Below are 24,921 nucleotides of genomic sequence, written 5' to 3'. Positions count from 1 at the left end.
GACTACTCAATCCATCAATTTGCGGGAGGTGGGGAGATTTTTTTACGGGTCGGCAGTAACCGGCTGAAATCCTTGCGAGTGGCCTTGAGCAACTCGACGACGCCACGAACACCGATGTGGCTGACTTCGCGCAGCGCAGACAGCGGTGTGTCCGGCTTGCCGCGGCCCCAGGTCGACGCCCAGGTGTCGGCACGGCCAAAGGTCAGGCGTACCAGCTCGCTCTGCTGACGCAGCGACAGATCATCGAAACGAGTGCCCAGATAACCGTCGCGGCAGAACATCACCGTGGCAGGGAAATGGCTGGTCTGCGTACCGCGATACAGCGACACCGTGATGCTGTCGCCACTGTCGATGCCCGAATCGGCGGGCATCACCAGTCCGAGGCCGGTCTGGGAAAAATCCTGAGTCACGGCGTCGAATACCACGCCGTCGGCGCGGGTAACGCGAATCGGCAGTCTGGCCTGGACCCGGGGCTCGGTGCGCACCTGACGGATCTCGCTGGCCACCGCAATCGCAGCGCTGGTGATGATGATGTTGTAGATCGTCCAGGCCATGTTGATGACGATGGTCAGGGTGATCGCATCGTTATTCCAGCCCAGTTGGTAGAGGCTATAGATACCGAGTGCGAAGACCACTGCGTTCAACGTCAGCAGCACGATGTAAGGCCGCGCCAGCGTCCAGTCGAAAAACTTCTCCTCGACCACTCCGCCCTTGTCGGTCACGTTGAAGCCACCGAATTTCGGATTGACCAGCGCCATCAGCACCGGGCCCATGATGTACCACGCCAGCACCGCCTCGTAGACCTCGTTCCAGAACGAATGGCGGAAGCGGCCCTGAATCCGCGAATTTGTCAGGCTGGCGTGGGCCAGGTGCGGCAACACATAGGCGGTGATCATCAGCGCCGAGGCGTGCATGACCTCGGCGCCGAACAGCAGGTACGCCAGTGGCGCGGTGAGAAACACCAGACGCGGCAGGCCGTAAAAGAAGTGCAGCATCGAGTTGGCGTAGCACAGCCGCTGGCCCAGTGACAGACCTTTGCCCAGCAGCGGGTTGTCAGTGCGAAAGATCTGCGCCATGCCCCGCGCCCAGCGAATACGCTGGGCAACGTGACGTGACAGACTTTCTGTCGCCAGCCCCGCCGCCTGGGGAATCGCAAGGTACGCCGTGTTGTAGCCGGCCCGGTTCAACTTCAGCGCTGTGTGCGCATCCTCGGTCACGGTTTCAGTGGCCACACCACCGATGTCCAGCAACGACGAGCGCCGCAGCACCGCACAGGAGCCGCAGAAGAAAGTCGCGTTCCACAGGTCGTTGCCGTCCTGCAGCAGGCCGTAAAACAGCTCGCCCTCGTTAGGCACGCTGCGGAATGTATCGAGGTTCTTTTCGAACGGGTCGGGCGAGAAGAAAAAGTGCGGCGTTTGCAGCATCGCCAGTTTCGGGTCCTTGAGAAACCAGCCCATGGCGACCTGCAGAAAGGAGCGGGTCGGCACATGGTCGGCGTCGAACATGGCGATGTACTCGCCATTCGTGGCCTTGAGCGCTTCGTTCAGATTGCCCGCCTTGGCATGTCGATTGTCGCCGCGGGTCAGGTAGCCGACACCGATCTGTTCGCAGAACTCGCGAAAATCCTCGCGACGACCATCATCGAGCACATAGACCCGCAGCTTGTCGCGCGGCCAGTCGATGGACTGGGCGGCAAAGATGGTCAGTTTGACGATGCTCAGCGCCTCGTTGTACGACGGAATAAACACATCGACGGTCGGCCACTGGCTGGAATCGCTCGGCATGATCACCGGCTTGCGCTGCAACGGCCAGGCTGTCTGCACGTAACCCAGCACGATGACGATCAGCGTGTAGAACTCGGCGATGATCAGCCCATAGCCCAACAGGCTGTCCAGCCAGTTGTCGAAATCCAGGGTCGAGGTCAGGCGCCAGTACATGTAACGAAACGAAGCCAGCAACGACAGGGTCACCAGCGCCAGTACCGAAATACGCCCCGGTATCCGGCGAATCACCAGCATCGCAGCGAAGCATGCCAGGGCAAAAAAGCACTGTGCATAGAGGTCCAGCGGCACGGTGACGACCAGCGCCATCAGCAGCAGGCCGACGACAATCGCCACGCTTTTCAAGGTGCGTCGCAGGGTCGTCGACAGACCGCCGAACCACGCCAGCAAAGCATGCAGCCACAATGATGAGCGCGTCCGGGGTACGGACGCGTCGAGCGACAGGTTGGTCATGACAATCGGTTCTCTTCTACGTCCTGAGTCAGCAGTCGGGCAATCAGCACATTACTCAGCACGCAAAGTCTTGGGTGCCGGGAGAGGCACTCGGAGCCTGGACCGCGTTGTGGCCGTAGGCCAGCGCTTCTGCGAGCGCGTAATCATCGCGAACGACGCCCAGCAGGCGCTCGCCCAGACGTCGCGCCAGTACGTCGTACATGTCGCGACTGAAGGTGCGCGAAGCATCGAACCGGTTGATGACGTAATGACAGGCCGGCGGCTGCGACCCCGCCAGAACCGGCTCAAGCCAGCCCTGCATCTGATCCAGTGTCACGTAGCACGCCGCATCGGCGGTCAGCACCACCAGGACCTGGCTGGCAGCAGTCAGCGCCTGTTGCAACATGCGCAGGTCACCGCACGGCACATCGAGAATCACCACGTCGCGGGCATCGAGCTGCATGCGGGCGATCTGACGGACCAGCCAGTGTGGATCGTTTTCCTGAAAATGCTCGAGGGAACGACGCTCATCGAGCGGCAGCGCACCATATGGCAAAACCTGCGTGTCGCAGGAACCGGTCAGCAACAGCGTGCGCCAGTTTTCGCCGCTCAGGCTGGCACCGCCGAGGCCGGCCACATCCGGGCTGGCATTAAGGTGGTGCATCAAGGCGTTTTGGGGGTCGAGATCGATCGCCAGTGTCTGCGCGCCGGGCACTCTGACCAGGCTGGCCATTGCCGCGCTGAGCGTACTTTTACCCACACCGCCCTTGGCTGACACCACCGCAATCACGCGCGCCGCTGTTCTCGGCGGCTGGCCCTTGAACAGCGATTGGACCAGTGCTTCGTTGTTGCGTGCCTGCGCTTCAGCCTGGCGTGCCTGTGCGGCCTCGGCAAGCAGATTTGCCAGGACGCCGGAGGCTGCACCTTTGGCTGTGGGGGTCATCTGAAGGTCAGGTGCCGTGTCGGGCGTCTCGGCCGGTTGCGCCGCACAGGTCTGCTCAGGCACCGGTTGATCGGTTACGCGTGGCGGCGTAGCAGGAAAGACACTGTCTACGGGCGTTTCGTGGTAGTCCAGGCTGTCGTCGATCTCCAGATAACCCTCGGAGCTCGCGCCAAAACGCTGAAACAAATTGGCTACATCGTCAGCTCGATTCATCCGGAACGACCTCAAAAGGGGCCGCTACGCACGATCCCTGTGTAAATGCATTAATACCAATGTGTAATGTCATTATGACAGTGTCAAGAAACCGATATATGTCGTCCACAATTTACCGATGAACGGTAAATTGTTCTTTTCTTGACATATTTCTGGCGTTGAAAAACCGTGCATTTGGCTGTTTCAAATGCGTTTGGAAGGAAAACGGGGTGCGAAAAGATAGCTACCTGTCCATTGAGCAGGACGGTAGCTATCGAGGTGAGAGGATGTCAGTGGCTGGCAGGAGCCGGGGTTGTTGCAGGAGCTGTTTCTGCGGACTGAGGCAGTGGCATGCCCTTGGGCCACAGCAGCCAGATATTGCCTTTCTGCTTCATGTCGCCAGCCAGCTTGCCCGCCTCATCGCCGGTCCCCCAGAACAGGTCGGCGCGTACCTCACCGGCAATCGCACCGCCCGTGTCCTGCGCCGCGACCGGACGGACCACGCTGCTGCCATCCGGCCGCGTCGTGGAGAGCCAGAGCAGACTGCCCAACGGAATCACCTTGCGATCGATGGCCACGCTGTAGCCGGGGGTCAGCGGCACATTCAACGAGCCGCGCGGGCCTTCGTTGCTGTCGGGGTTACGGGCGAAAAACACGTAGCTGGGATTGCTCGCCAGCAGCTCGCTGATACGCTCCGGATGCGCCTTGGCCCAGGCGGCGATACTGCCCATGGTCACGTCTTCCTTCTTCAACTGACCCTGCTCTACCAGCCAGCGACCAATCGCGCGATACGGGCGACCGTTCTGATCGGCGTAGCCCAGACGCAGCTGCGAGCCATCCTCCAGACTCACGCGCCCCGAGCCCTGAATTTGCAGGAACTGCAGATCCATCGGGTCGGTCAGCCAGGCAATCACCGGCGCGTTCAAGCCTTGCGCGCTGATCGTCGCAGCGTCGTCGTAAGGCTTGAGCACCCTCCCCTCAAGCCGACCGCGCAGCCGCTTGCCTTTGAGCTCGGGGTAAATGCTGTCCAGATTGACCACGATCAGATCGTCCGGGATGCCATAAACCGGCACATTGGCGGTGGTGGTCTGGGTCAGGCTGCCCGCATAAACAGGCTCGTAATAGCCGGTGATCAAACCATCGGCACTGCCTCCATCGGCGCGCAGGCTGTAGACCTGCAACTGCTCCTGCAAAAAGGTGCGGATCTGCGCCGCATCCGGTGCGGCCGCGAGACTCACAGCCGCCGCACACGTCGGCCCCCACACCGCATCGGCTTTCAAACGGACACAGGCGCTGCGCCAAGAGGCAAAACCGGCCTGCAAATCCGCGTCGGACACCGCTGGCAACGCGTCCCAGCCGGCCTGGCTATAAGTGGTGTGCGGCGCCGCAGGCGGCGTCACCGGCTTGTCGGACTTGTCACACGCGGTCAGCAACGCAGCCAGTGGCAAAATCAGCGCCAGGCTCCGCAACCATGGTTTGAAAGAGAGCATCATCAGTAGCACCAATCCTTTTACAGCCCGCAGCAGGCTGGTGGGTGAAAGGAGTCATTGTGGCTGAAGCGGGCAGAGGGGCCTAGGGTTTGTCTGAAAAGTCAGCCTGGATGATGCTGCGTAAGAGAAAAGATGGAGTCGAGCAAATCAGCGCTCATGAGTGGTAAGCGTTGCGCCGGTGCGGCACGCCCCCCCCTTTGTACCTGATAACAGATAGGCTGCATTCAAAGGGGCTTTTAAAATACGTCAGTAGACTGCTGCCATGCTGAAAGCGTCTATGTATTCGCCATCTCGATAGGCGAATTTCCTGTGCGTCCCCTCTATGACAAAGCCATTCTTTTCATACAGTGCGATAGCGGGCTTGTTATCAACGAAAACAGTAAGCTCCAGGCGCTTTAAATTCATCCATCGCGAGGCAGTAGCAGTGAGCTCGTTCAATAACAAGTCACCAATACCCTGGCGATGATGGTCGTCTGCGGCCCCCATCCAGAAATCAGCTACGTGCTGTCTGCGCCCCTGAAAACGATAGAGCATGGCGCAGCCGACAACCACGCCATCCCGCTCGGCAACCAGGGACAGTCCAGAAGCACTTCGACTTTCAACAAGCTTTTTTATGTCGTTGATTGACTGGTACGGCATACGAAGCGTCCACCAACGGAATACCGGTTGTTCAAACATCTCCGCCAGCGGAGACCAGTCACTGTCTGCCATGGCACGGACGATCAAGCTCATTTCAGCCCCCTCACTAACGCTACCCTTTCGGCTACCCATCTGCTTACTGTCAAGGCTTGCCCGGATGCGGCTCCGGATAGTCGCGATTGATGTCGATGGGCTTGCCGTACGGCCCATCCCAAAGCTGCTCGTGCAACTGGCCGATGCGTTTGGCCATCGAGCCGTCGTGCATCACCACTTCCAGATTGCGCGAGTTATCGAGGTAGCCGCCCAGCCAGTTGCTGGTGCCTACCCAGGCCACCTGATCATCAATATCCATGGTCTTGCTGTGGATCACGCGTGCATAGGGGATAAAACCCTGAGCCGCCATCGGCAATGTGACGACGCGCACCTGCACGTTGGGCACCAGCGCCAGGCTCTTGAGGTAAGCGACTTCGGGCATGCCGGTGTTCCAGTCGGACACCATGAGCTTTATCGACACGCCGCGGGCGGCCGCGCTGCGCAGGGCATTATCGATGACCGCATAGTAAGGCCGGGTTTTGTCCGGCCCGTAGGACAGAGGCGCGTAATCCAGCAACTGGACACGAACCTCGCTTTTGGCTTGCGCCAGCAAACGCGGCAGTTCGGCCTGGGAGTCGACGACCCCTGGCGGGTTATAGCGCTGCGGGCTGGCGGTCAGGTAGTTGCCGTTGGGCGATGGGCTATCGATCGGGTGCGGCACGGGAGCCGCTTTGCCCTCGGTAATGGCAGCCTGGGCAAGCCAGTCCTGATCGAATATGGCCTGCGTCTGGCCCACGATGGTCGGCTCGTCAATGCGCAGGCCGGTTTCGTGGATGTGCTCCAGTGAGCGCCAATCGAAGTTCTGACTGCCGATGAACGCCTGTCGGCCATCCACGACCAGAAACTTGGCGTGAATGATGCCGCTGCCCGTGAGCTTTGCGTAGGGCAGTACGCGCAGGGTGAGATTGGGAATGGCTCGCAGTCGCTCAAGGGTCTGCGGGTCGGAAAGTTTCAGGCCTTTTTCTTCCAGCAGAAAACGGATTTTCACTCCGCGCTGCCCGGCTGCCGTCAGGCTTTCAAGCACCTTGTCCATGACCGAGCCTGCGTGGTCTGCGACATAGAACTGTTCGATGTCGATACGCTTGCGAGCCCCGTCAAACAGCTCCCGCCAGACCTCGTCGGGTGCTCGCAGGTCAGGCGTCTGCAGGTCAGACCCGACCGGCACGGTGTGGACCAGCTCGAAACCCGGAATGGCGAAATCTGCCTGCGCGCACGAACTGCCCAGCAGTAACGCTGCGATCACGGCGCGGTAGCTCAGGGACAGTCGACGATACGAAGGGTAATAGGGCATTGCGAACCTCATCGCCAGACACAGACAAGATGGCGCACGCCATAGGCACGCGCCGCCAGGTGGATCAGGCCGTCCGGTATTTCGGTTGAGCCGAAGCAGCCGGATGCTCGGCTTCGTCATGCACACGTGCTCCGCTGGAAGCGCGGATCAGCAGGATCTTGAGTTGGTCGTTGATGCGCTCCAGGCTGTCCTGAAAGTAGTTGTGAAAGACCACGCAGAACAAGGCAATGGCGATACCCAGCCCAGTCGCGAACAGCGCTGTACCGATACCGGCGGAAATCTGCCCGGGATCGGATACCCCGGCACTGGCCAGGGCCTTGAAGGTATCGATGATACCCAGAATCGTCCCCAACAAGCCCAACAGTGGCGCAGCGGTGGTGATGGTTTCGATCAGCCAGAGGCTGCGGGCCAGCGGTGCGCGAGTGCTCAGGTACTGGGTTTCGATGACATCATCCAGATCCCTGCGCGAGCCCTGCGCATTTTTTTGCGCCAGCACCGGCAGGACCATTTCCAGCGGCAGGCTGGTCCGGCGTGTCAGCGTCTCCGGCAGATCCTTTTCACTGTGCACCGAAGCACCGAGTGCCGTTTGCAGCGCCCGCGACTGGCGACGCACGTAAGCAAAGTAGATGCCTCGTTCGATCGCGACAAAGATCGCTATCGCGATGGCGGCGTACATCACATAGAACGTGATGTCGTGAAGCTGATTCATGTCCATGGCACGGACCTCTGGTCAATGAAGATTAGAAATTGGCTTCAAGAGAAACGGTAACGGTACGCTCGACCCCGACGATGTAGGCCGGGTCGCCGTCGCGGAAACCGCTGTAAGTGCCCGCGTTGGTTTTGGTGGTGTAAACGCCGTCCAGGTATTCCTTGTCGAACAGGTTGTCGACGTTCAGACGCAGAGTGGCGTCCTTGACGATTTTCTTGTCCACCGGAAGGTAGATCCCCGCGCCCAGATTGAAGATGGTGCGCCCCGGAATGCTTTCGTCGTTGGTCAGGTCGCCATACAGCTTGCTGGTGAGCTTGGCGCCAAAGGTCCCGTAATAACTGCCGTCGTCGTAGCCGATGTTGGCGGCCAGCATGTTCTTCGGCACGTTGGTAAATTGCTTGCCACTGGTGGGCAGCTCAATGGCGGTGCCGTTATTGAAGACGGTCAGGTCATCTTTCTGTTTGGCGCGGGTGTAGGTGTACGAGGTGTAGTAATTGAAATGGTGCGGCAGCAAGCCACTCCACTCCAGTTCCAGCCCGCTGTTGTCGACTGCACCGGCGTTGATGTCGGCAAAGTCGCCGTTGATATCTTTTGATGACACCTGCCGGTCCTTGAACTGCAGGTAGAACAGCGTGGCCGCCAGCGTCATGTCCTGTTCGGTGTAGCGCCAGCCCAGTTCGTGGTTCCAGCTGGTTTCTGGCTTGCTGTCGATGGAGCCGGTGCCCGGGTCATACAGAACGTAGTTCTGCGGCACGCGCATGTTGCGTGACAGGCTGTAGAACAACTGGTCGCGCTCATCCAGCTGGTATTTGAGGCCGACGTTCGGCAACAGCTTGTTGTAGGTCTGGTCCCGTTTTTCCGGCCGCTCGGTCAGGCTGCCGTGGTTGGTGCCTTCGCGCTCGACATTCATGTAGGCCAGACCGCCGACCAGCGTCCAGTCCGGGGCGAAATACCAGGTGTCCTGAGCCCAGACTTTTTGGGCAGGCGTCACGGTATAACGGTCACGGCCCTGGATCTCGTTGCCGTTGGCATCGACCATGTAGTCCGAATCCGGCTGGATACTTTCAGGCTTGCCGTTGCTCTTCAGGCGGATGAAAGGCTGAGTCTGCGACTGTCGCGCGCGTTCATACCAGTAGCCGACCTGTACGCTGTGTTCGTCGTTGACGTCCCAGTTCAACTTGGTGGTGATGCCCGGACGCCACGTCTGGGTGCGCGACGGCCGGTAATAAACGCCAGTGGTCGATGATCCGTCTGCGTTATAAGCCGCCGCCGTCGGCAGGTTGCTCAGGTCGAACACACCGTTCTGGTTCGAACCGCGGTTGAGCGCATAGGAAGAACTGTTCACGCCGCTGCCATTACCCCAGAAATAATAGGGGATGACGGAAAGAGACAGGTTGTCGGCCAGTTTGAATTGGGTATTGAGCACGCCGGTGAACGTCTGGAACGGGTTCTGCGCCAACTCGTAGTAGCTGGACAGTTTACCGTTGCTGCCCAGCGCTGGCGTCGAAGGATAAGGGTCAAACTTGCGGCCGTTTTGCTGGAACTGACTCTTGGTGAGCTGGCTGTAGCTGTTGTTGTCCTGCTCGTGGTACTTGAGGATCAGGTTGGCGGTATTGCCCGAGCCCATGTCGAAGAAACTGTTCCACTCAACCTTGTCGGCACGCACCGCGCCATCGCCGCGCCATTTCTGACCTTCGGTGTGAGACATCGACAGCCAGTTGCTCAGCCCGTTGATCTCTCCGGTGTTGAGTCGTGCGAAGGTCTTGTAAGTGCCATTGCTGCCCGCCACCTGCTTGACGAATGCGCCGGTTTCCTTGGTGGGCCGGATGGTGACGATACCGATGTTGCCGCCGCTGGAACCGATGTGCGGGCCGTCACTTTCGGCAGAGCCTTGAGTCACGAAAATCTGATCGATGTTTTCCGGATCCCCCAGCAGATTGGAATACAACGCGTAGTTACCGGAGTCGTTGATCGGCATACCGTCCACCGACATGCCGACCTGATCGGAGTTGAGCCCGCGCATGGTGAATTTGAAACCAGAAAGACCTGTGGCGTCTTCGCTGGAGATATTCAGGCCCGGTGTGTACTTGAGCTTATCGATCGCATTCCCGGTCGCCGTCTGCTTGTCGAGCGCTTCCTTGGTGACAGTGGAACGCGCCTTGATGCTCTCCTCCTGCACCATGTAGCCACCCCCAACCGTCGCCTTGCCTTGCACACCAATGGTGCCGACATCACTGCCACTCGAGTCGGCCATAACCATGCCGTGACTCATGCCCGCGGCGACCAACGCAAGGTGAATTCTGGAAAACTTCATCACTCTGTTCCTTGTCAGTGCTATTGCACGCTGTAGTTGAAGGTGGCGGTGAAGCGCTGTTCGCTGCGTCCACCAAAGGCTTGCTCGGGAAACGGCTTGACCTGCTTGATGCGTCGCAGACTGTTGGCGGCTGCGCGGTTGAGCAGCATGCTGGAGGCCTGGGTCTGAATGCCGGAGTCCAGCACTCGCCCCTGGCGGTCGACCAATAACCACACCACAACCTCGCCACTCGGACGCTCCAGTGAGGCCTGACGGCCAGTCGGGTATTGTTTGTAACCGTCCAGTTCACTGCGCAGCCCTTTGAGGTAGCCACCTTCCATACCCTGGGTGTCGACCTTCGGCGGTGCGGGTGGCGCAGGCGGTGACGGCGGCGCAACCGGGGCGCTGGCGATCGGCTTGCTGGGTGCCTGAACCGGCTCGACGGGTTTTGCCACTGCCGGTTTGGGCAAGGGCTTAGGCCTTGGTTCTGGCTTGATCTCCGGCTTGGGTTTTGGCTTGGGAACGGGCTTGGGCGGCGGTGGAGGTGGCGCCGGTTCGGCCTCTTCGCTTTCGACTACAGGCGGCGGAGGTGGCGGCTCGTCAGGTTGTACCGGAGGCGATTCGGGCTGCGTCAATGGCTCAGGGGGGGGCTGCTCGGGCTCGACCAGCGCCAGCTCGACGGCAGATTCGTCGTAGACCGGCTCCATTTTCAGAGGACGGGTCTGTACACCAATCACGATTGCGATGAGCGCCACCAACGCAGGCAGGCCACCAAGCCACTGACGTACACGGAACAGGAAATACATGGTCAGGATTTGCGCGTGGCGATGGAGACTGACGTGAAACCACCCAGACGCAGGGTGTCCATGATCTCGACCAGACGAGCGACTTCCACGCCCTTGTCACTGTTAACGATGATCGTGGTTTTAGTATCGGGCTTTTCCAGCGCTTTCAAGGCAGGCACCAGGGCGTCGACCGTGGTCGCCTTGCCGTCGAGCTGTAATTCGCCGTTGAGCCCCAGAGTCAGGATCGATTTGTTCTGCGGTTTCAGTTGCTGCGAACTGCTGGCACTCGGCAGCTGGGTTTTCATCCCCAGCGCCGGAATCACGTTCAGGCTTACCAACACGAAAAAGACCAGCAGGAACATCATCACGTCGATCATGGGGATCAGTTCGATGTGCGCCTTGCGCTTTTTAGGTTCGTCCCACGTTCTCATGCCAGCCTCTCGCTTTCTTGTTAGAGGCCGAGAATCTAGCAACCGAACATGACCGATCGGTTAGTTTTACAAGACCGATACATGACTGTTACATGGCTGTTACCTGTACATTTCATGGCACTTAAATGATTCTTGAGGCCGTCACGGAAATGCCATAACAACGCGCCAGCGTTTGAGCATTCAACCCGACGGAAAATACGGATGAGTCACCCGCTGCCCACTATCAGAACCTCGCGTCTGCTGCTCGCCGCGTTGCAGCCGGAACAGGCACTCACCTTGTCACGCCTGGCCGACGAGCCGACGATTGCGGCCATGACTTCTGCACTGCCCAGCCCCTACACCCTTGAGCATGCGCGGGCATTCATTGCACAGACCCACGACCAATACACCGCCGGTCAGATGTTGAGCCTCGGGGTTCACATTCAGGAAACCGGAGAGCTGACCGGGATCGTCTCGCTGCGCCTTTCGATGCCGCATCGCAGCGGCCATCTGGGTTACTGGACAGGAACGCACTATCAAAATCAGGGTTACGCCTGCGAAGCGGCTCAAGGCTTGCTGAGGCATGGCTTCACGGACATGAACCTCAACCGCATCGCCGGCCAGTGCTTCAGCGACAACCCGGCCAGCGCCAGGGTCCTGGAGAAGTGCGGGTTATCGTATGAGGGCTGTACCAGAGAGGCATTTCTGAAAAACGGTGTGTTCAAGAACATGTTGCTGTTCGGACTGTTGCGCTCGGAATACGCATCGTCGGAGGCTACGTCATGACCGACTTCAATCCGGATCGTCGACGCATCATTACCGGAGTCGCCGGTGCAACATTGCTGTCGATCCTCAGTCCATTTGCGCGCAGCGCGGGGGTCGATTATCCATTCACGCTCGGCGTGGCATCTGGCGAGCCGTTGCCGGATGGCTTCGTGATATGGACACGTCTGGCGCCCAAGGTGATGACGCCCTCGGGCGATGGTGGCCTGAACAAACCCGTCGAGGTGCGCTGGAAGATCGCCAGCGATGCGGCCATGCTTCACGTAGTCCGCACAGGACAGGCCACCGCCCATCCGCGCCTTGCCCATTCGGTGCATGTTGAAGTGAGCGGCTTGCAGCCAGGACGCCCGTATTGGTATCAGTTCGAGAGCCTGGGGGCGCAAAGCGCTGTCGGGCAGGCCTGTACTGCTCCGCTGGCAAGTGCCATGGTCTCGGCGCGGTTCGGCTTCGTGTCGTGTTCGCACTGGGAGGCCGGGTATTTCAGCGCCTATCGACACCTGGCGGCAGAGCGCCCGGATCTGGTGTTCTTTCTTGGCGACTACATTTATGAGATGAACATATCCCCGGAAAACCCTCGGTTCCCGCGTCACCACGCTGCACCTGATCCCATGGACCTGGCGGGCTATCGTAATCGCTACGCTCAGTACAAGACCGACCCCGACCTGCAAGCGCTGCATGCCTGTGCGCCGAGCGTGGCCACCTGGGATGATCACGAAGTACAGAATGACTACGCCGCGCAGTGGTCCCAGGACCCGAACGTTCCGGTGGACAGTTTTCTACGTCGCAGAGCCGCCGCTTATCAGGCGTTTTACGAGCACATGCCCTTGCGCGCCAGCAGCCTGCCCAAAGGACCGGACATGCGTATTTACCGGAACCTGGACTATGGCCGCCTGGCACGCTTTCATGTGCTGGACGGTCGGCAGTATCGTTCCGAACAGGCGTGCATCCAGGCCAACGGCAGCCGTCGAGGCTACGTAGCGCCCAGCGACTGTCCGGATCTGAGTGACCCCAAACGCACCATGCTCGGCTGGGAGCAGGAAGCCTGGCTGGACCGCAGCTTCGCTGAATCACCTGGGCAATGGAATGTCATTGCCCAGGACTTGCTGGTCGCTCCACTGGAACAGCGCAATCTCAAAACCCAGGCGCTGGGCCACTGGACCGACGGCTGGGACGGCTACGCGGCGACCCGCGAGCGCATGCTGGCATCCCTGCAACGCCACCAGACCCGCAACCCGGTGTTCTGGGGTGGCGATATCCATTCGTTCTGGACCACCGACCTGCACGCCGAGGCAGGCAATCCGGATTCAGCCATCGTCGCCACCGAATTCGTCGGCACCTCGGTAACCTCCAGCGGACCACCGTTCGACGCCTTCAACAGCATTCTCGGCCTCAACCCACACGTGAAGTTCTTCGACAGCCGTCAGCGCGGCTATGTGGCAGTGGACCTGAACGAACAGCATATGCAGACCCGCTTTCAAGTGGTGTCGGATGTGCTGGACCCTGCGGCGAACGTGTCGACGCTCAAGCGCTTTGTGGTGGAGGCTGGCAAGACGGGGGCTGTTGCCGGGTAGGCGACGTTTTGGATTGGCCATATTGTGGACAAAATTGTCCACTGTGAAGAGACAGTAAAACCCGCTTCAGGCGCTTTTTCCCTTTCCGGTGAGCTACTAACCTGAGCCCATGTTGCACGCCAGACCTCACCTACCCAAACGAAAGGACTTGACCATGACCCACACCACCTACAACCGCCTGAACAAAGATGACGCCATCGTTTTGCTAATCGATCATCAGACAGGCCTGATCTCGCTGGTGCAGGACTTCTCGCCGAACGAGTTCAAGAACAATGTTCTGGCCCTGGCTGACCTGGCCCGCTTCTTCGAACTGCCGACCATTCTCACCACCAGTTTTGAACAAGGCCCCAACGGCCCGCTGGTTCCGGAACTCAAGACAATGTTTCCCGATGCGCCGTACATTGCCCGGCCGGGTCAGATCAACGCCTGGGATAACGAAGACTTTGTAAAGGCCATCAAGGCGACCGGCCGAAAACAGTTGATCATTGCCGGGGTAGTGACCGATGTGTGCGTGACCTTTCCGACCCTGTCGGCATTGGCTGAAGGGTTTGAAGTATTCGTGGTCACCGATGCCTCCGGCACCTTCAACACCACGGTTCAACAAGCCGCGTGGTCGCGCATGACGCAGGCAGGTGCGCAACTGATGAACTGGTTCTCGGTGGCCTGTGAGCTGCAGGGCGACTGGCGTAACGATATCGAAGGACTGGGTAACCTGCTTTCCGAGCGCATCCCGAACTACCGCAACCTGATGAACAGCTATTCGGCGCTGACTGCTCGGTAGAGGCTGTCGACAAGTAGGGTGATAGGCGTCTCGTGCCCATGCGTTGGCATGCCGTTCAGGATGCTTAGCGTCCGATCTTGATTGCGCGACGAGGCGCAGAGGTGGATGGCCAGACTGCAAGGACCGGCCATTTCCACACCGCACAACACACCACAGAGTCCGCGAAACCAGAAAGACTACTTCAACTGATTGGCAAACCGCCCCACGGCACCCACCACCTGTTTGGCTCCTTCCTGAATCTCGACGATCACGGCACCGGCCTCGTTGGCCAGCACCAGGCCCTGCTCCGCTTGGGTGCGGCTGTTGGCCATGCCGCGCACTGCCTCATCGGCCAGCGACTGGTTTTGCTGCACGACGCTGACGATTTCTTCGGTTGCGGCGCTGGTGCGGCCTGCCAGTTGGCGGACTTCGTCAGCCACCACGGCAAAGCCCCGGCCCTGCTCACCGGCACGTGCGGCCTCGATGGCAGCGTTGAGCGCCAGCAGGTTGGTCTGCTGGGCGATGCCGCCAATGGTCTGCACGATGGAATTGATCAGCAATGACTGCTTGCCCAGCGCTTCGATGCCCGAGGAGGCTGACTGCATCTCTTCGGAGATCTTGCGCATGGTCTTTACAGTGTTTTGCACCACGTCCGCGCCGCGCTGGGCGCTGACGTCGGTCTGCTGGGAGATTTCAAACGCCACGCTGGCGGCCTGACTGACTTCTTCTTCGCGGGCCACCTGGTCGGTCACCATCGTGGCGAACTTGACCACCTTGTAAAGTTTGCCCTGAGCATCGTGGACCGGGTTGTAGGTTGCTTCCAGCCAGACCTCACGCCCGTTGCTGTCGAGACGCTTGAAGCGCCCGGCCACGAACTCGCCACGGTTGAGCATCGCCCAGAATTCCCGGTACGACGCCTGAGAGGTTTCCGCAGGATCGCAGAAGATGCTGTGATGCTTGCCCTTGATCTGCGCCAGGTTATAACCCATGCCGCGCAGGAACTGATCGTTGGCGGTCAATACCTGGCCGCTGAGGTCGAACTCGATCACGGCGGTCGAGCGTAACAGCGCCTGGATGAACGCGGAGTTCTCGGCAGCCGTTTCGACGATCTGGGTGATGTCCGAACCGTAGCATTGCAACGTCATCAGCCTGCCTTGCTCATCCAGCACTGGCTGCCAGAGGGCGCGAATCCACACCAGCCGGCCATCGGCATGCAGAAAACGGTACCTGTCGATGACCGACTCGCCCTTCTGCACCGCCACTTTGAGACTGCGGTAGCAATCCAGCTGTTTGACGTAAGTAGGCACCAAGTGATCGAGATCCTTGCCCTGCAGTTGCTCCAGCGAATAGCCAAGCGCATTGAGAAAGTTTTCATTGGCGTGGACGATGTGGTGGCTGGCGTCCAGAGTCAGACAGACCATTTGCGCATCCATCCCTTTCTGCATCTGTCGGTACATGGATAACTCGGCCTTTTGTGCCTGTAATTCCTTTTTCAAGCGAGCGTTGAACATGACGGCACCCATAGTGAGGTTGTACGTATATATCGACACAAGCGTAGACGGGATTAAGGCATTTCGTCTGATGGTGGCAGGATGGGTTGGGTTATGTTGTCTTGGTGCGTGCGGGCTTTAACTGCAAACACCCTTGAATATGTCAGGCTGCTGAACAGCGCCTTGAGGCGAAACAAAGGGCATGCGCAGCAGGTCAAACGGATCGACCCGCCCTTGCTAAACTCATTTACTTGCAGCACGTCCCACGAGGAGGCCACACGATGCAACGCATTCTGATCACTGGTGCAAACGGTTTCGTCGGGCAGATGCTGTGTCGCAAGCTACAGCAGGCAGGACATCATGTAGTTGCATTGGTGAGCCCTGAGTCTCCTGAGTCCGCTTGTGCCGCCGAATCGCTGCATTGCGACATTCGCGATGCCTCTGGCTTAGAGCGTGCGGTGTCCCGATCAAACCTCACTCATGTTGTACATTTGGCTGCAATCACTCACGTACCCGCCAGTTTCGAGGACCCCTTGATGACCTGGCAAACCAATGTCATGGGCAGTATGAACCTTCTGCAGGCATTGCAACGCCAGAGTCCACAGGCATTTGTGCTGTTTGTGAGCTCATCGGAGGTCTACGGCGAGGCATTCAAGCAGGGTATTGCCCTCGACGAAAACAGCGTATGCAGGCCTATGAACCCGTATGCCGCCAGCAAACTTGCTGCTGAAACGGCCTTCCACGAAAACTTTCGTCGCGGACAGAGGGGTATCGTCGTACGCCCTTTCAATCATATTGGCGCCGGGCAATCAGCTGACTTTGCAACGGCCTCATTTGCTCGTCAGATTGCCTTGATAGAAGCAGGCAGGCAGGCACCGCAATTAAAAGTTGGAAATTTGCAAGCAGAGCGAGACTTTCTCGATGTCAGTGATGTGTGCGATGCGTACATCGCCCTGTTGAAAATGGCCGACACGCAGCAAACCTACGCTCGGTGCCTGAATATTTGCCGTGGCGAGCCCATACGTATCGAGGCCATACTCAACCAACTCACGGCACTGAGCTCAAGCACGATAGAGGTGGTCAACGATCCTGACAGAATGCGGCCGTCCGATATACCCAGCGCGTTCGGCGATAACTCCGCTATCCGCAGAGCGACTGACTGGGAGCCTACTACGACGCTGCGGGATACGCTGGCAACGCTATTGAATTACTGGCGCAATGAAGTAGCTGAGATGGTTTGAGCGATCAGGCCTCGGTGCAAGTGACGTTATACCCGTTAGCACCCGAGGCTTGAGTCGGACAGTATGGAAAGGGTTGATCAGAACGATGTCCCTTGCTGATTACGCTTCAGATCTGCGTCCACCATCAACCGACAAAGCTGCTCAAGGTTAGTACTTGCCTCCCAACCAAGCACCTGCCTGGCTTTCTCAGGATTGCCTATCAGCAACTCGACTTCAGAGGGACGGTAGAACCTGGGATTGACCTGGACGAGGGTCTCGCCCGTCGCCACATTGATGCCCCGCTCGTTCTCCGCGCTGCCTTTCCATTCCAGATCTATGTCGACAGCCTTGAACGCCATGGCCACAAAGTCACGAACCGTTTCGGATCTGTGGGTCGCCAGTACAAATGAGTCGGGCTCGTCGGCCTGCAACATGCGCCACATGCCTTCCACATACTCTTTGGCAAACCCCCAGTCACGCTTGGCGTCCAGATTGCCTAACTCCAGAAGTTGCGACATACCCAGTGAAATGCGTGCGGCAGAATCAGTTATTTTGCGGGTGACAAACTCTTTGCCGCGCAGCGGAGACTCATGGTTGAACAAAATGCCGCTGGCGCCAAAAATCCCATAGGACTCTCGATAGTTGACCGTCATCCAGTGCGCATAAAGCTTGGCGACGCCATAAGGACTGCGCGGATAGAACGACGTGCTTTCGACCTGTGGGACTTCTTGCACCTTGCCGAACATTTCGGAAGTCGATGCCTGATAAAAGCGTATCTTCGGGTTCACGATGCGTATCGCTTCGAGCAGGTTGACTGCACCCAAGCCGGTAATTTCGGCAGTCGTTATCGGTTGGTCGAAGGAAACGCCGACAAAACTCTGCGCCGCCAGGTTGTAAATCTGAGTGGGTTCGGCTTTTTGCAACAAGCGAATGCTGGCACTCAGATCAGTCAGGTCATGTTCAACAAGGTGCAGATTCGGATGGCTGGCTACGCCAAGCTCTTCGAGACGCCAGAAATTGACCGAGCTGGTACGGCGATAGGTGCCGTAAACCTTATGCCCTTTCTCCAACAGAAGTTGAGTCAAGTACGCGCCATCCTGGCCAGTGATGCCCGTGATAATTACAGATTCTTCAGGTGTATTCATAAATAGGAGCTCGGTCCGGGTTCGCTTGGCTTCATTTATTATGCCGAGATAAATTCATGAATCCCGGCGCGCCTGCTTCGAAAGCAGCCCACATTGTTTGAGTCGAAGCATAAGACCACTATAGATGGGGATCTGAAGTGCAAGCAGTCATTTTTCAGACATCTCTGCCTCCCCTAGGCTGCCGGAGGGTGTCGCCAAGAGAAACTCACCGCCCTCCTGCAAAATCCCCAGGACATCGATGATCTAAGGTGCAGGACACAGTAGAAGCTTTACCCACGTAGGCAACAGCCACCACCGGTCGACTTTGGGAGAGTGACACGATACATTGATGGCACTAAGACATCACCTGTGATGTCCTATGTCTCTCGATGTTAATGTCCCGGTGTCACATGCTTGTTTCTGCCCTTGAACGTCCCAATCTTGACGATGCGCAACTCCTTGCCGAGGTCGAGCAGACGATCACTTCAGGTGTTGGCTCGTTACGCTTCAGCCGTGTTCTTGAGCAACGCTATCAGGAAGAAACCCGGCTACCGCGGCGCGAGTTCCTGACGGCGGTAGGGATTGGCGGCAGTCTGATCTACAACCTGTTCCTGATCAGTGACTGGTTGATACTGCGGGATGTGTTTTTCTATGTAGCCGTGGGCCGTCTGTGCCTGATGACGCCGATGTTTATCGCGCTATTGATACTGGCTCAACGCGTTACCACGCGCTGGGCGATGGAAACCATCGCTGCATTCGCCACGGTCGTGTGCTCGCTCATGCCATTGCTGGTCATGATTCACAGCGACAGCCCTTATCAGATCTTTTATCAACTCGGCATGCTGTTGATCATGGTCTACTGCACCATGATCCAGCAATTGCCGTTGCGTCATGCCGCTGTCGCCATGTCATGCATGCTGATCATCCAGTTGGTGACTACCTACATTGCCGACTTCGCCGACTTCGTGATCTGGCAGGCCAACGCCGTGTTGTTCGTCTCGACGGTAGCACTGCTGCTGATGGCCTCCTACTTTCTGGAGCGGGCAAGCCGCATGAGCTACCTGTTTGCGCTCCGCGGGCGCCTGCTTCAAGTGCAATTGATGGAGTTCGCGCGTACCGATGGGCTGACCCGGCTGTTCAATCGACACTACCAGGATGAAGTGATGACCTCCGTCTGGGAGCACGCTCGCAATACGCCGGCGAACGTGGCGACCATCCTGCTGGACATCGACCACTTCAAATCCTACAACGACAACTACGGGCACCCGCAAGGCGATACCTGCCTCAGATTGCTTTGTCAGAAAATCCAGCAAAGCGCGCATGAGCATGGCGCTGTGGCGTTCCGGTTCGGCGGCGAAGAGGTTCTGGTGCTGATGATCGGCGATGCCGTGCAGGCCAGAGAAGTGGCCGCGGCCCTGCAGAGCGCTGTTGCCGAGCTTAAATTGCCGCACCCGGTGCTGGGCGAAAACGCGCTGGTCACCATCAGCCTCGGCGTGGCGTGTGCGACAGCGCCCCTGACCAGCGCCGAGAACCTGATTGGTGCGGCTGACAATGCCCTCTACGCGGCCAAGCGCGCCGGACGTAATTGCGTGTGCTTTGCGTGAAATGAAACACCGCAGGATCCTGCTTTACGCCACGCCCCTGCCACTTTAATCTCGGCGCACACCAAGGCTGGGAGCCATCGCATGAGCATTCACATTGACGTCAACACCAACCCTACGGAAGAGGATCGTCTGGCGATTCTGGAACCACTGAAACGGTTCAACGCCGAGCAGGCGGGCGACGGCAAGTCCGGGAAAGTGGCGATGTTCATTCGCGATGATCAAACCCGGGAAGTCCTCGGCGGCCTGCACGCTCGTATTCTTTATGAGTGGCTGTTCATCGAGCTGCTGGTCGTGCCGGAACAAGCCCGTGGGCAAGGCATGGGCTCGCGTCTGATGCAGATGGCCGAGGATCTGGCGGTTGAAAAGGGCTGCACGGGAATCTGGCTGGACACCTTCGACTTCCAGGCCCCCGACTTCTATCGTCGCCACGGTTACACCGAGTTCGGCCAGATTGACGACTATCCGCCTGGCAACAAGCGCTTCTTTTTCCAGAAGCGCCTGCCGAACACAATGGCCTGATGCTTGCGTCAGACCTTGAACTTGCCTACCAGATTGTTGAAGGAAATGGCCAGACGCGACAGCTCCTGGCTTGAAGCACTGGTCTGGTGCGCACCTGCGGCGGTCTGGGTGGAAAGGTCCTGAATGTTGACCAGGTTGCGATCCACTTCGCGCGCAACGTGGGACTGCTCTTCGGAGGCCGTCGCAATCAACATGTTGCGGTCGTTGATCTCGGCGATGCTCTGCGCAATGCGCTCCAGCGACTGCCCCGTGGCCTCAGCCAGGGTTTGCGTGTTGCTGGCCAGCGTGCGGCTGTTGCCCATGGCCCGCACGGCCTGATCGGCACTGGCCTGGACACTGCCGATCATGGTTTCGATTTCGCCAGTGGATGCCTGGGTTCGAGCGGCCAGCGCCCGTACTTCGTCCGCGACCACAGCGAAGCCGCGCCCCTGCTCGCCTGCACGCGCAGCCTCGATGGCGGCGTTGAGGGCCAGCAGGTTGGTCTGCTCGGCGATCCCACGGATCACGTCCAGCACCTGCCCGATCTCACGAACGCGTCCGGCGAGTTCTTCGACCATCGTGGTCGAACTGCTGATCTCGGCACTGACGGTATTGATCGCATTCACGGCATCACGGGCCTGATCACGACCGGCAGCCGCGTCGGTGCTGGTCTGTCGGGACGCTTCCGACGTCGACATGGCGTTACGCGCGACCTCTTCGACCGCAGCGGTCATCTCGTTCACCGCCGTAGCGGCCTGCTGAATCTCATCGTTCTGACGGATCAGACCGCGACTGCTTTCTTCAGTCACCGCATTCAGCTCTTCAGCGGCCGAGGCCAACTGGTCGGCGGCGCTGGATATTTGCCCGATCGTGCTTTTCAGGTTGTCCTGCATATCGCTCAGGGCAACCAGCATCATGCCGGCTTCGTCGTGATATTGGCTGGTAATCGGCAGGGTCAGATCACCGCTGGCAATTCGCCGGGCATTGGTCACTGCCGTATTGATTGGCGTGCTGATGGCGCGACTTATGAACAGACCCATCACAAACGCGGCCAAGAATGACAAACCAATGCCGATGTACAGGTTTCGTTGCGCAGCGTCCTGTGTCTGGTCGGAAGCGACAGCGGCCTCCCCCGCCTGACGATTATTGGAGTTGACGATGGTGGTCAGCTGATCCATGACCTTCAGGTAACCGCTGCGTACATCACCGTCGATGATCGCTCTCGCACCCGCAATGTCACCGGACAGGGCAGTGCCTTTGGCCTGCTCGATGAGTGCCTGATAGCCAGGCCAGTCTCTGTCCATCTGATCACCGGCGGCGCGCTCGTCATCGTCAAGCGGCGTAGCCCGGTAGGTGGCGTAGCCCGGTAGGTGGCGTAGCTTTTTTCAGCCTGAGTCCTGTTAACGGTCATGCTCGCGAGAATATCGTCCTTGACGCTTTGCGGGGCATTGCCTGCCATGGCGGCCAATAAACGATAAAGATCACGGTTCTGAGCAATGACCGAGGCCTTGACCTCGCCGGTTTTTGTAACCGACAGCAGGCTGTTGGTAAACACGTTATCCAGACTGACGGACAAGGCACTGATGCCGCGACTGCCTATTACGCCTACCCCTAGGGTGAAAAGCGCACATAACGCAAAAGACATAAAAAGCTTGGCCGACAGCCTCGCGTTGTAGAACCATTTCATAGCTGAAACCCTCATGAGCAAATATGGCACAACGCCATAAAAACTTTATGGAATTCAGATGCCTGTTGCATAGTCATGTATCGGCATTTTCAGCGCACTCTGCAGACGGTTAACAAAGTCTTCATACGGACATGGTCGAGCGGGCCGCCTCGCATGCCTGCAATGTCCGGAAACACGCGCTCGCGTGGTGTAACAAGAACTTTCCAGGCCCGTTGCGTTACCATTCCCGCCTGTGTCCCGCCAGAGTCATGAGTCAGGATGTCTGCTTCTTCCATCGAACAACTCACTTCCTTACCGTCCATCCTTGCCGGCCCGCTGTTGCGCCGTCAGGAAGCCGGCCGCCTGGTGTTGTGGCTGGCAGGGTCTCGTCCGTTGCGCCTGACAGTGCGCCTGCGCCATGCCGCTACCGATGCCCCCACGGCGGGCTTCAACGATTACGTACTCGACGACCGGCAATGCCAGGTCATCGCAGTCGGGCGCCAAGCGTTCATTCACCTGATCGATCTGCAACTGGAAGCCGAACTGCCCCGCGACACCTGGATCGAGTACGACCTGCTGGTGGAAGGCGAAGGCGGCATTGCCGAGTGGGCGCCGCACCTGCTGTACGAGGGCAACCGCTACCCGAACTTCGTGGTGCGCAGCAGCATTGATCACCTTTTGCATGGCTCGTGCCGCAAGCCGCACCACAGCGCGGCCGAGGGTCTGCTGTGCGTGGACCGCCTGCTGGCCGACGTCAAGGAGCCGCTGCAACGCCCTGCGCTGTTGATGATGAGCGGCGATCAGATCTACGCCGACGATGTCGCCGGGCCGATGCTGCGCGCCATCCATGTGCTGATCGAGCGGCTGGGGTTGTTCGACGAGCGACTCGACGGTGCCATCGTCGATGACAGCCCTCGTCTCTATGCGCATCCGGCCAGCTATTACCAGCGTGCCGACCTGCTGCCGGCCCTGAAAAGCAACGACACGCTGCGCGAGCGTTTTTTTGGCGGCACCAGCAAGCCGGTATTCACCAGCAGCACAGCGGATAACCATCTGGTTACCCTGGCGGAAGTCATGGCGATGTACCTGCTGGTCTGGTCACCCACGCCCTGGACCCTGATCGAACCCGGCAGGCCGCGGCTGGAAGACGGGGAAGTCGAACGCTACGCCAGGGAGCAGCAAGTGGTCGAGGCGTTTGCCGAGGGCCTGGGCGGCGTAGCGCGGGCGATGGCGCATCTGCCGTGCATGATGATTTTCGACGACCACGACATCACCGATGACTGGAACCTGTCGGCGAACTGGGAGCAAACGGCTTACGGCCACCCATTCTCCAAACGCATCATCGGTAACGCCCTGCTCGCCTATCTGCTTTGCCAGGGCTGGGGGAATAACCCGGATGCGCTCAACGGGCTGGTCAGGCAGGCTCACGCACTGAGCACCGAGGCCGTGTCGAACGACAACTGGCTGGACAGCCAGGCCCAGGACCAGCTGATTGATCAGCTGTTGAAGTTTCAGCAATGGCATTACGTGTTACCCACCAGCCCGGCACTGGTGGTACTGGATACCCGCACCCGGCGCTGGCGCAGCGAGTCGAACTTCAACCACCCGTCCGGCCTGCTCGACTGGGAAGCGCTCAGTGAACTGCAACAGGAGCTGATCGACCATAAATCAGCGATTATCGTCTCACCTGCCCCCGTGTTCGGCGTCAAGTTGATCGAGGCCATACAACGGATATTCAGTTGGTGCGGCTATCCGTTGCTGGTCGATGCGGAAAACTGGATGGCGCACCGTGGCGCCGCCAACGTCATTCTGAACATCTTTCGCCATTCCAGAACACCGGGCAATTACGTGATCCTGTCGGGCGATGTGCATTACTCGTTCGTCTACGAAATCCTGATTCGCCAGCGCAGTGGCGGGCCTCATATCTGGCAAATCACCAGCAGTGGTATCAAGAATGAATTCCCCCGTCGTCTGCTGGACACTTTTGATCGGCTGAATCGCTGGTTATACTCTCCCCGCTCACCTCTTAACTGGTTCACCAAGCGCCGCCTGATGAAGGTTGTTCCGCGCACGCCCGAGCACAGCAAGGCCGGTGAACGCTTATGGAACTCGGCAGGTGTCGGGCAGGTACTGTTCAACGAACAGGGCCAGCCGACCCTGATCAACCAACTCAATGCCAACGGTGACCCGCCTACCTGTTTCGTCGAACCGGAAGAATACAGAGACCAGCGATCTGACCCAGAGCGTGGCTTTATGGAAAACAACCGGAAAACAAGGGAGAGTCACCGCTAAACTTATCGGCAATTGCCGGGTCGATAGTTGCTACCGGTCAGGTTGCGGCACACCCTGGCAAGCATTATTTCCTGGAGAGCGCCCCCGTGATAACCAATCAACGCATAGCCAGACTCAACGCATGGGGGGCGCATGGCTTCACCGCCACCGGCGTAGTCCTTGCGTTCCTGGCGACCATTGCCTTGTTCAACAATGAACCCAAAGCCTGCCTGTTGTGGCTGGGCGCGGCCCTGATCGTGGATGGAGTCGACGGCTCACTGGCTCGCAAGGTCAACACCACGTCGGTCCTGCCGCACTTCGATGGCTCGGTACTGGATCTGGTCATCGACTACCTGACCTACGTGTTCATCCCGGCACTGTTCATCTACCGCTATATACCGGTACCGGATTACACGCTGCTGCTGAGCGTCTCGGTCATTCTGGTTTCGTCGCTGTTCTGCTTCTGCAACGTCGACATGAAAAGCAAGGACAACTACTTTCAGGGCTTCCCCGCTGCCTGGAACGTCGTTGCACTGTGCCTCTACATTCTGTCACCTGCGCCCTGGCTGACGTTCATCACCATCATCGCTCTTGCGCTGCTGACCCTGACCCGCATGAAGTTCCTGCACCCGTTCCGCGTGCGCCGCTTTATGCCGATCAATATCGCTGTGACCACCGTATGGTTGCTGTCCAGCGCACTGCTGATCATCAACCACCCGCACAATGGCCCGGTGGTCATGGGGCTGTGGCTGGCGATGTCGGCGTATTTCCTGGGGATTTGTATCTGGAGAACGTCGCTGGAGTGGCTGGGTCGGCTTAAAGCCTGACACTCAAGTCAGACCAAAAAGCTCGCTGAACGCATTGCGCGGTCAGCGA

19 protein-coding genes and 2 pseudogenes are annotated in these 24,921 nt (G+C 58.8%); 8 read left to right on the top strand and 13 right to left on the bottom strand.

All coding sequences use genetic code 11. From position 1 onward, the window contains the following. Positions 1–14 precede the first annotated feature (14 nt). The 9 genes from bcsA to ACW55A_RS00140 form a co-directional block, all read right to left on the bottom strand. The gene (bcsA, locus tag ACW55A_RS00180; RefSeq protein ID WP_003365732.1) at positions 15–2,234 is read right to left on the bottom strand and encodes a UDP-forming cellulose synthase catalytic subunit; all 2,220 of its coding nucleotides are present in this window, start codon (positions 2,232–2,234) and stop codon (positions 15–17) included. A gap of 55 nt (positions 2,235–2,289) precedes the next feature. Continuing rightward, complete coding sequence (gene bcsQ, locus ACW55A_RS00175; protein ID WP_498810222.1) at positions 2,290–3,369, bottom strand: cellulose biosynthesis protein BcsQ; 1,080 nt, start codon at positions 3,367–3,369, stop codon at positions 2,290–2,292. A gap of 269 nt (positions 3,370–3,638) precedes the next feature. Next, on the bottom strand, positions 3,639–4,841 hold the full coding sequence (gene mltA, locus ACW55A_RS00170; protein ID WP_455807935.1) for a murein transglycosylase A: 1,203 nt from the start codon (positions 4,839–4,841) through the stop codon (positions 3,639–3,641). A 243-nt stretch (positions 4,842–5,084) separates the two neighbouring features. Beyond that, the gene (locus tag ACW55A_RS00165; protein WP_455807936.1) at positions 5,085–5,570 is read right to left on the bottom strand and encodes a GNAT family N-acetyltransferase; all 486 of its coding nucleotides are present in this window, start codon (positions 5,568–5,570) and stop codon (positions 5,085–5,087) included. Between the two features lie 49 nt (positions 5,571–5,619). Next, positions 5,620–6,861, bottom strand: coding sequence for a phospholipase D-like domain-containing protein (locus ACW55A_RS00160; RefSeq protein WP_455807937.1), 1,242 nt, complete (start codon positions 6,859–6,861; stop codon positions 5,620–5,622). A gap of 64 nt (positions 6,862–6,925) precedes the next feature. Then, a complete protein-coding gene (locus ACW55A_RS00155; protein ID WP_003365740.1) occupies positions 6,926–7,576 on the bottom strand; it encodes a MotA/TolQ/ExbB proton channel family protein in 651 nt (216 codons plus the stop codon). Between the two features lie 25 nt (positions 7,577–7,601). Continuing rightward, the gene (locus ACW55A_RS00150) at positions 7,602–9,884 is read right to left on the bottom strand and encodes a TonB-dependent receptor (RefSeq protein WP_003433789.1); all 2,283 of its coding nucleotides are present in this window, start codon (positions 9,882–9,884) and stop codon (positions 7,602–7,604) included. Positions 9,885–9,904: 20 nt separating this feature from the next. Further along, positions 9,905–10,669, bottom strand: coding sequence for an energy transducer TonB family protein (locus ACW55A_RS00145; RefSeq protein WP_498810218.1), 765 nt, complete (start codon positions 10,667–10,669; stop codon positions 9,905–9,907). Positions 10,670–10,671: 2 nt separating this feature from the next. After that, positions 10,672–11,079, bottom strand: a complete 408-nt coding sequence (locus tag ACW55A_RS00140; protein ID WP_003380333.1) for an ExbD/TolR family protein — start codon at positions 11,077–11,079, stop codon at positions 10,672–10,674. Positions 11,080–11,280: 201 nt separating this feature from the next. Here ACW55A_RS00140 and ACW55A_RS00135 point away from each other — a divergent pair, with 201 nt between their 5' ends. The 3 genes from ACW55A_RS00135 (at position 11,281) to ycaC (ending at position 14,193) form a co-directional block, all read left to right on the top strand. After that, complete coding sequence (locus tag ACW55A_RS00135; RefSeq protein ID WP_455807938.1) at positions 11,281–11,844, top strand: GNAT family N-acetyltransferase; 564 nt, start codon at positions 11,281–11,283, stop codon at positions 11,842–11,844. After that, on the top strand, positions 11,841–13,412 hold the full coding sequence (locus ACW55A_RS00130; RefSeq protein ID WP_498810215.1) for an alkaline phosphatase D family protein: 1,572 nt from the start codon (positions 11,841–11,843) through the stop codon (positions 13,410–13,412). Before ACW55A_RS00135 ends, ACW55A_RS00130 begins: the two co-directional genes overlap by 4 nt. 154 nt (positions 13,413–13,566) lie before the next feature. Beyond that, on the top strand, positions 13,567–14,193 hold the full coding sequence (gene ycaC, locus ACW55A_RS00125; RefSeq protein WP_455807940.1) for an isochorismate family cysteine hydrolase YcaC: 627 nt from the start codon (positions 13,567–13,569) through the stop codon (positions 14,191–14,193). Positions 14,194–14,369: 176 nt separating this feature from the next. Here ycaC and ACW55A_RS00120 read toward each other — a convergent pair. Next, a pseudogene (locus tag ACW55A_RS00120) lies at positions 14,370–15,626 on the bottom strand (methyl-accepting chemotaxis protein); the annotation flags it as partial. 317 nt (positions 15,627–15,943) lie between these two features. Between ACW55A_RS00120 and ACW55A_RS00115 the strand changes: the two are divergent. Beyond that, entirely contained in the window at positions 15,944–16,903 is a 960-nt protein-coding gene (locus ACW55A_RS00115) for a GDP-mannose 4,6-dehydratase (RefSeq protein WP_054080613.1), read from the top strand. Between the two features lie 77 nt (positions 16,904–16,980). Here the strand turns inward: ACW55A_RS00115 and gmd are convergent, their stop codons facing one another. After that, a complete protein-coding gene (gmd, locus tag ACW55A_RS00110; RefSeq protein WP_003365756.1) occupies positions 16,981–18,027 on the bottom strand; it encodes a GDP-mannose 4,6-dehydratase in 1,047 nt (348 codons plus the stop codon). A gap of 389 nt (positions 18,028–18,416) precedes the next feature. Here gmd and ACW55A_RS00105 point away from each other — a divergent pair, with 389 nt between their 5' ends. After that, complete coding sequence (locus tag ACW55A_RS00105) at positions 18,417–19,610, top strand: GGDEF domain-containing protein (protein WP_498810212.1); 1,194 nt, start codon at positions 18,417–18,419, stop codon at positions 19,608–19,610. A gap of 81 nt (positions 19,611–19,691) precedes the next feature. Next, positions 19,692–20,129, top strand: coding sequence for a GNAT family N-acetyltransferase (locus ACW55A_RS00100; RefSeq protein WP_455807942.1), 438 nt, complete (start codon positions 19,692–19,694; stop codon positions 20,127–20,129). A gap of 8 nt (positions 20,130–20,137) precedes the next feature. Here the strand turns inward: ACW55A_RS00100 and ACW55A_RS00095 are convergent, their stop codons facing one another. Together ACW55A_RS00095 and ACW55A_RS00090 are read right to left on the bottom strand one after the other, a co-directional pair. Further along, positions 20,138–21,412, bottom strand: coding sequence for a methyl-accepting chemotaxis protein (locus tag ACW55A_RS00095; RefSeq protein WP_498810210.1), 1,275 nt, complete (start codon positions 21,410–21,412; stop codon positions 20,138–20,140). A gap of 53 nt (positions 21,413–21,465) precedes the next feature. Further along, a pseudogene (locus tag ACW55A_RS00090) lies at positions 21,466–21,795 on the bottom strand (MCP four helix bundle domain-containing protein); the annotation flags it as partial. Between the two features lie 258 nt (positions 21,796–22,053). Here ACW55A_RS00090 and ACW55A_RS00085 point away from each other — a divergent pair. Further along, the gene (locus ACW55A_RS00085; protein WP_096108033.1) at positions 22,054–24,066 is read left to right on the top strand and encodes an alkaline phosphatase D family protein; all 2,013 of its coding nucleotides are present in this window, start codon (positions 22,054–22,056) and stop codon (positions 24,064–24,066) included. Positions 24,067–24,152: 86 nt separating this feature from the next. Then, positions 24,153–24,872, top strand: coding sequence for a phosphatidylcholine synthase (pcsA, locus tag ACW55A_RS00080; protein ID WP_003433808.1), 720 nt, complete (start codon positions 24,153–24,155; stop codon positions 24,870–24,872). The last annotated feature ends 49 nt before the right edge of the window (positions 24,873–24,921 follow it).

This window comes from Plantibacter cousiniae (nom. nud.), from assembly GCF_977070315.1.
Note: the sequence above shows the minus strand (reverse complement) of the source record. Positions and strands in the feature narration are given on the sequence as shown.

Bases quoted from the DNA above. Each gene is read 5' to 3' on its own strand.
- bcsA (WP_003365732.1), bottom strand. From the start codon at position 2,234: ATGACCAACCTGTCGCTCGACGCGTCCGTACCCCGGACGCGCTCATCA.
- bcsQ (WP_498810222.1), bottom strand. From the start codon at position 3,369: ATGAATCGAGCTGACGATGTAGCCAATTTGTTTCAGCGTTTTGGCGCG.
- mltA (WP_455807935.1), bottom strand. From the start codon at position 4,841: ATGATGCTCTCTTTCAAACCATGGTTGCGGAGCCTGGCGCTGATTTTG.
- ACW55A_RS00165 (WP_455807936.1), bottom strand. From the start codon at position 5,570: ATGAGCTTGATCGTCCGTGCCATGGCAGACAGTGACTGGTCTCCGCTG.
- ACW55A_RS00160 (WP_455807937.1), bottom strand. From the start codon at position 6,861: ATGCCCTATTACCCTTCGTATCGTCGACTGTCCCTGAGCTACCGCGCC.
- ACW55A_RS00155 (WP_003365740.1), bottom strand. From the start codon at position 7,576: ATGGACATGAATCAGCTTCACGACATCACGTTCTATGTGATGTACGCC.
- ACW55A_RS00150 (WP_003433789.1), bottom strand. From the start codon at position 9,884: ATGAAGTTTTCCAGAATTCACCTTGCGTTGGTCGCCGCGGGCATGAGT.
- ACW55A_RS00145 (WP_498810218.1), bottom strand. From the start codon at position 10,669: ATGTATTTCCTGTTCCGTGTACGTCAGTGGCTTGGTGGCCTGCCTGCG.
- ACW55A_RS00140 (WP_003380333.1), bottom strand. From the start codon at position 11,079: ATGAGAACGTGGGACGAACCTAAAAAGCGCAAGGCGCACATCGAACTG.
- ACW55A_RS00135 (WP_455807938.1), top strand. From the start codon at position 11,281: ATGAGTCACCCGCTGCCCACTATCAGAACCTCGCGTCTGCTGCTCGCC.
- ACW55A_RS00130 (WP_498810215.1), top strand. From the start codon at position 11,841: ATGACCGACTTCAATCCGGATCGTCGACGCATCATTACCGGAGTCGCC.
- ycaC (WP_455807940.1), top strand. From the start codon at position 13,567: ATGACCCACACCACCTACAACCGCCTGAACAAAGATGACGCCATCGTT.
- ACW55A_RS00115 (WP_054080613.1), top strand. From the start codon at position 15,944: ATGCAACGCATTCTGATCACTGGTGCAAACGGTTTCGTCGGGCAGATG.
- gmd (WP_003365756.1), bottom strand. From the start codon at position 18,027: ATGAATACACCTGAAGAATCTGTAATTATCACGGGCATCACTGGCCAG.
- ACW55A_RS00105 (WP_498810212.1), top strand. From the start codon at position 18,417: ATGCTTGTTTCTGCCCTTGAACGTCCCAATCTTGACGATGCGCAACTC.
- ACW55A_RS00100 (WP_455807942.1), top strand. From the start codon at position 19,692: ATGAGCATTCACATTGACGTCAACACCAACCCTACGGAAGAGGATCGT.
- ACW55A_RS00095 (WP_498810210.1), bottom strand. From the start codon at position 21,412: ATGGACAGAGACTGGCCTGGCTATCAGGCACTCATCGAGCAGGCCAAA.
- ACW55A_RS00085 (WP_096108033.1), top strand. From the start codon at position 22,054: ATGTCTGCTTCTTCCATCGAACAACTCACTTCCTTACCGTCCATCCTT.